The sequence below is a fragment of the Bacillus sp. AY2-1 genome (genome assembly GCF_008368965.1).
GTDB lineage: Bacteria > Bacillota > Bacilli > Bacillales > Bacillaceae_G > Bacillus_A > Bacillus_A thuringiensis_S.
The window spans coordinates 1-5,771 of the sequence record NZ_QPEL01000003.1 but is presented as its reverse complement, the minus strand read 5'-3'; the positions used below and the strand labels follow the sequence as shown (position 1 = coordinate 5,771).

Genomic DNA, 5,771 nt, shown 5'->3' with positions numbered 1-5,771 from the left:
TGCTGTAAGGATAAATAGCAAATAGTTTTCCATGTTCTGGTATTTCCTTTCTGATTTTTAGTTTCGCTTATAGTATAGCTTTTTTTCTTAAAACATTAAATATAAAAAATGTGATCAGGATAGTATCATAAACTTTCAAGGTGTTGTAATTGAATTATAGAGGGCTTCACTTGAATAATGTTCTTCTGTAAATGAGTGTTTTAATTAAATGAATAATCAGATTTTTGTACGAAAGGATAACTCAATTAAATAAATTAAGAGCGTTCTTTAATTACTTTTTCTCGGAACACTCTTAATTTTCTTTCGTTTATCGAGGATATTAGTATCAACTTGACCAAATATTATCCAAAAACTACATTGATAAAACACACAGCAAAGCTATGCATACATTTTTTTTAGACAATTAGCTAAATATCATCTAAGCTGTAATTTTATGAAAATATAATAGCTGATTTCAAACGTAATTGGAAATAAACGTAAGTCTATGACCTGTTTTTACACGTATCTCGGCTATACACCATATTGATAAAAAGACGTTATCCTTTCCTATGATTTTTCAGAAAGAATAACGCCTTTTTCTTTTTAGGGGGTATTTTCTCTAGTTAGCTTGATAGCGATGTGATGGTACCCCATGCCCATCAATTTAAGGAATGTAAACACCCCCAAAACAAAAAATGAGCTGACTTCTCAAAATAGTTTCACAGAAAAAAGAAAAGCAGACTCCCATAAAAGAGCCTGCCTTCCCTGCTTTGTAAAATTAAGAAGCTTTACGTACGTTTGAAGCTTGAGGTCCACGTTGACCTTGCTCCAAATCAAAAGTCACTGCTTGACCTTCTTCTAAAGTTTTGTAACCTTCGCCTTGAATCGCTGAGAAATGAACGAATACATCGTCTCCACCTTCACGTTCGATGAATCCGAAGCCTTTTTCGCCATTAAACCATTTTACATTACCTTTTTCCATTTGTATTGCCTCCTAGTGTGTAAACACACACAATGTAATACTATCCTTGCTCTCAGTGATCATAAAGGTGAAAAGTTACAAATCCTTTACACCGAACAAAAATAATTCATTTTAATAATAACATTTTTTGTAATAAATGTCAAGGTGAAGAAAAAAACATTAAGCTCACTATTTCTTTATCATTTTAGCTAAGAAGACTCCTTCCTCAAGGAGCGTGAAGGGTCACAGCCCAGTGAGTAGGTGGGAGATGAATTGGCTTCGAACAAGGGATGGCAGGAAGCCATCTTAATTGTTCGACATACAGAAAGTGTTACTCCACTACCTATCGAATGTACGTTCGGTATATAATAGTCATATACCGAAATGGAGGTGAATCAAATAATGATGAATAAAGCCTATAAGTTTCGTATCTATCCAAATCAGGCACAAGCAATTCTAATCAACAAAACGATTGGGTGTTCTCGCTTTGTATTCAATCATTTCCTATCCTATCCTTATGGGATCAAGCATACAAAGAGACAGGAAAAGGCTTGACTATGGTACATGCTCTGCCAAACTACCTGCCATGAAGAAAGAGGTTGTTTGGCTAAAAGAAGTGGATAGTATTGCGATTCAGTCGTCTGTTCGCAACCTTGCGGATGCGTATACGCGCTTTTTCAAAAAACAAAACAGCGCACCGTGCTTTAAATCTAAGAAGAACAACGTACAATCTTATACCACAAAACAAACAAATGAAAACATTGCCGTTGTAGGGAACAAAATAAAGTTGCCGAAACTAGGACTTGTTCGATTTGCCAAAAGTCGCGAAGTAGAGGGGCGTATTGTAAATGCTACAGTTAGACGGAACCCTTCTGGTAGATATTTTGTGTCACTATTAGTTGAAACAGAAGTACAAGAACTTCCGAAAACACATTCTTACATTGGAATAGATGTAGGACTAAAAGATTTTGCTATTTTGTCAGATGGAACACACTATGAAAATCCGAAGTTTTTCCGATCATTAGAAGATAAGTTGGCGAAAGCACAGCGTGTTCTTTCTAGAAGAATGAAAGGATCTTCTCGCTGGAATAAACAACGAGTAAAGGTAGCTAGAATTCATGAATACATATCAAATACTAGAAAAGATTACTTGGACAAAATTTCAACTGAAATCATCAAAAACCACGATGTTATCGGTATAGAGGATTTGCAAGTATCGAATATGTTAAAAAATCATAAGTTAGCAAAAGCAATTAGTGAGGTATCTTGGTTGCAATTTCGATCCATGTTAGAATACAAAGCAAAATGGTATGGCAAACAAGTCATTGTCGTATCGAAAACATTTGCTTCCAGCCAATTATGTTCTTGTTGTGGATATCAAAATAAAGACGTTAAAAATCTAAACCTACGTGAATGGGACTGTCCTTCTTGTCGTACAAACCATGATAGGGATATTAACGCAAGTATCAATCTAAAGCATGAAGCGATAAGACTTCTAACCGCAAGGACTGCGGGGTTAGCCTAATCAATTAGAGTTCGATAGAACTCTTTACTTAGGAATCCCTCACTTCTAAACGAAGTGAAAGTGGGGGGAGTTCAAAAAGGTTTCCTTTAAATATGATTATTGTATTTCGAGAGGTTCATTATAAATCTTAGCTATATATTTTACAAAAGCAATGACGGGATAGTGTATGAGTGAACGGTGCTGCGTAAAACGAACCCCTGCTTTTTCCATTTTCGAAATGAGTTGTTCAACTTCCAACTCTTTTTGTTGTATTCTATTATAATTTTGATATACAATGTTTTTCCATTGATAGGAAGAGCCATGAAAATAACTCTCTCCTTTTACCCTGTGACTAAATATAATTTCTATTTTTTCTCTACGTTGTTTTTCCCTCATATGCGCTTCCGTTGACTGCATGTTTATCGCCTCTTCCTTTTGTGTTGTATGCTATTTCACAAAATTTGGTCTAACTCATCATAGCCAATGTACATTGATGTTGTTGGGAATTGTAGTTTAAGGCTATCTCATCAACTGTATTTGTTTTTCAAATGCTTAATCTAATATATTGGATTTTACATCTAAATAGGTTGATGGTTTGTATAAAATACTATCAATACTTATTATAAAACGATTCTTTATAGGCATGCATCTTTTTACACTCAACAAGATTTACAACATGACGAGTATCATCATCCATGAATGTTACCCTCAGGATCCCTTTTTATATGAAGAAATTATATGAAAACATAGTGCTCTTAAAAAATTTTGTTACAAATTTATTATGTTTAACTTAAAAAAAGGAAAGTAATATTTATTTGTAGAAAATTTTTAAGGATAAAATAGGATGAATATCCATGGTAAGAAAAGGGGGCACTCATATGCTAACGAATGATTTAGATTTTCGATTAGAACCACGTTTAAAAGAACTGTATGAACAACATAAAATAAGAGCGCAGAAGATAGACTGGGGTTATCATGAGTTTTTACCATGGGATAAGGGAATGGACTTTAAAAGAGTTCCTTGGGATGAAAGTCAAGTTACTCTTCCTTCTGGTGTAATTACGGCCATTGAAACAGCTTTATTAACAGAAGTGAATTTGCCATGGTTTACAACGTATTTATCTGCGACTTTTAAAGGATCCCTTTCTGTTATTACAGACTTCATTCATACTTGGACCTCAGAAGAGGATCAACATTCGAATTTATTGGAGACATATTTACTACTCACTCGAAGTGTGAATCCTAAGCGAATACATGAATTAAGAAAGTCAGTCGTTGAGGGTGGATTTGAGCCTGATTTTCATACACCAATCGAAGCCATGACGTATACGACGCTACAAGAACTTGCAACGATGGTGTTTTACAATAATGTTGCTAAGGTTGCAAGTAAGCATGATTCAGATCTTGCTACATTATTACGCCGTCTTGCAAAAGATGAAACACTTCATTATGCGTTTTATCGAGACGTTATTCGAATTCATTTAGAACTGGAACCAAATTATTGCTACCATATTGCCAATGTGATTAGGAATTTTCAAATGCCAGGTGCCGTCATGCCTGATTTTGAAAATAGAATGGCTGTGATTGCAAAAGAAGCAAACTATGGACCACTACAATATTTTGATCAAGTACTTGATGTAGTGGTTGAGTATTGGGGGTTAAAAGACTTACGACCAATTGCCCCTCTAGCAGAAAAAGCAAGAATTGAGATTTTGGAGTACCACACAAGGTTGAAAAAAATAAGGGATCGATTTGGTCGTTTTCAAGGGAAAACGGATCTACGTTAATGAGTAGAGGTTTCAGAATAGGCGAGGGGAAATTCCCCTTCCTTTTATTAGAAATCTTACACAATCCCTATGGTTTTTGTGCTAGTTTTACTTAATTTAATTTTTAAAGAAAAAACAATTGACAACAAAAATAATTTCATGATATTATAAAATTTTTGATAAAAAACAACATATGTGTTAAGCTTGAGAAGGTTACCACATATGGAGGTGGATTATATGTTTCAAATTGGCGATAACATTGTTTATCCAATGCACGGAGCAGGTATAATTGAAGCCATAGTAGAAAAAGAATTCTCAGGAAAAAAACAACAGTATTTTGTCATAAAAATGTCGATCAGTAAGATGCAAGTCATGATTCCTACGGGTAAAATATTGAATTCGAATATACGCCCAGTTACTGATATACTTGCATTAAAGCACATTATACACATTTTTCAGCATGAAGAATCCTGTAAATTACTGCCGTGGAAACAAAGGCATAAAGTGAACACGGACAAAATAAAAACGGGTGAAATACAAAAAGGTGCTGAAGTTGTACGGGATTTAATGCGTATGAAGAAAGAAAAAGCACTGAATACAAGCGAAAAAAAATTGTTGGATGATGCATATAGATTTTTGGTCAGTGAACTAGAATTAATTAAAGGAATCACTGAAAATCAAATAAAAAGTTTCTGTTAAGGTTCATTATAAATAATGAATTATATCTCCGAAAACATCCTGAATTTTTCGGGAATATGATGAGTATTAAAAGCAAATCATTTCAAAGATATTCAATTTCTTCAACTCACTTTTAGAGTAGGAACCTCTTTTGTTATTACTTCAATCTAATCCATTTTTATTTTTAAATTTCTTTTACGAACGTTCGAAGTTTCATCAAATAACTCGATTAAATAGTCACTTGATTTTTGCAATCCTGATTCACACTGGCACGGACAAGGAGCCGTAAGGATGAAAGAGAGGTAGGGCTTTCATTGTTTTAGGTAATATACTATCTAAGTCATTATTTTTAGAAGAAAAAACAATTAATTTAACCGCTATCTTTAAGAGTTTCTTACATCTAATGAGCCAGTGTATAGTAATTGTTTATCCTCTTTACGTAAAATTGATAAACGAACTGGTAACACTATATGGTCAACTACAAAAAATGGTTTCCAGACCAGGAAACCATTTTAAATTTTATTTACATACAAATAGAAAATTAAGCAATAAGAAGGAGTGCACACATGAAAAAAATGTTAACAAAAGAATTAAGTAATGAATTAAAGGAGCGAGAAGGGATCATCTCTATTACAGTTGAGCCGTATGAAAAAATCGAAGTTGGTGGAATTCGTGTAGATGGACCAGCTGTTATTCTAATTAATCAAGAATAGCTAAAAATAGTTTCATGCAAGAAGAAAAGGATCAGCCTTTAAGAGAAGGGAGGATCCTTTTTGTTTGCTGCAACTTTTATTTAATGTGTTGGGGTTAAAAGGAAGGAGAGGGTCGGGATTATCGTGGTAGAAAGCTTAATATTGGTAGGGTTTCTTTTTACGTTATATAA

General features: G+C 33.9%; 5 protein-coding genes and 1 pseudogene. 4 read left to right on the top strand and 2 right to left on the bottom strand.

The window, feature by feature from the left end:
- Positions 1-757 precede the first annotated feature (757 nt).
- Positions 758-961 carry a cold-shock protein gene (locus DN403_RS00295; protein ID WP_000410775.1) on the bottom strand — a complete coding sequence of 68 codons (204 nt, stop codon included), beginning with the start codon at positions 959-961 and terminating at the stop codon, positions 758-760.
- 381 nt (positions 962-1,342) lie between these two features.
- Here DN403_RS00295 and tnpB point away from each other — a divergent pair.
- Positions 1,343-2,465, top strand: a pseudogene (gene tnpB / locus DN403_RS00285) (IS200/IS605 family element RNA-guided endonuclease TnpB).
- Between the two features lie 96 nt (positions 2,466-2,561).
- On the opposite strand, the gene DN403_RS00280 reads toward tnpB, so the two are convergent.
- Positions 2,562-2,861: a hypothetical protein gene (locus tag DN403_RS00280; RefSeq protein WP_016078476.1), complete on the bottom strand. Its 300-nt coding sequence runs from the start codon at positions 2,859-2,861 to the stop codon at positions 2,562-2,564.
- A gap of 461 nt (positions 2,862-3,322) precedes the next feature.
- Here DN403_RS00280 and DN403_RS00275 point away from each other — a divergent pair, with 461 nt between their 5' ends.
- The 3 genes from DN403_RS00275 to DN403_RS00265 all read left to right on the top strand — a co-directional run bounded on the left by DN403_RS00275 (position 3,323) and on the right by DN403_RS00265 (position 5,601).
- A complete protein-coding gene (locus DN403_RS00275; protein WP_149185243.1) occupies positions 3,323-4,231 on the top strand; it encodes an acyl-ACP desaturase in 909 nt (302 codons plus the stop codon).
- 216 nt (positions 4,232-4,447) lie between these two features.
- Complete coding sequence (locus tag DN403_RS00270) at positions 4,448-4,909, top strand: CarD family transcriptional regulator (protein ID WP_061665751.1); 462 nt, start codon at positions 4,448-4,450, stop codon at positions 4,907-4,909.
- Between the two features lie 545 nt (positions 4,910-5,454).
- Positions 5,455-5,601, top strand: a complete 147-nt coding sequence (locus DN403_RS00265; RefSeq protein WP_097888235.1) for a BC1881 family protein — start codon at positions 5,455-5,457, stop codon at positions 5,599-5,601.
- Positions 5,602-5,771 lie beyond the last annotated feature (170 nt).

Bases quoted from the DNA above. Each gene is read 5' to 3' on its own strand.
- DN403_RS00270 (WP_061665751.1), top strand. From the start codon at position 4,448: ATGTTTCAAATTGGCGATAACATTGTTTATCCAATGCACGGAGCAGGT.
- DN403_RS00280 (WP_016078476.1), bottom strand. From the start codon at position 2,861: ATGCAGTCAACGGAAGCGCATATGAGGGAAAAACAACGTAGAGAAAAA.
- DN403_RS00295 (WP_000410775.1), bottom strand. From the start codon at position 961: ATGGAAAAAGGTAATGTAAAATGGTTTAATGGCGAAAAAGGCTTCGGA.
- DN403_RS00275 (WP_149185243.1), top strand. From the start codon at position 3,323: ATGCTAACGAATGATTTAGATTTTCGATTAGAACCACGTTTAAAAGAA.
- DN403_RS00265 (WP_097888235.1), top strand. From the start codon at position 5,455: ATGAAAAAAATGTTAACAAAAGAATTAAGTAATGAATTAAAGGAGCGA.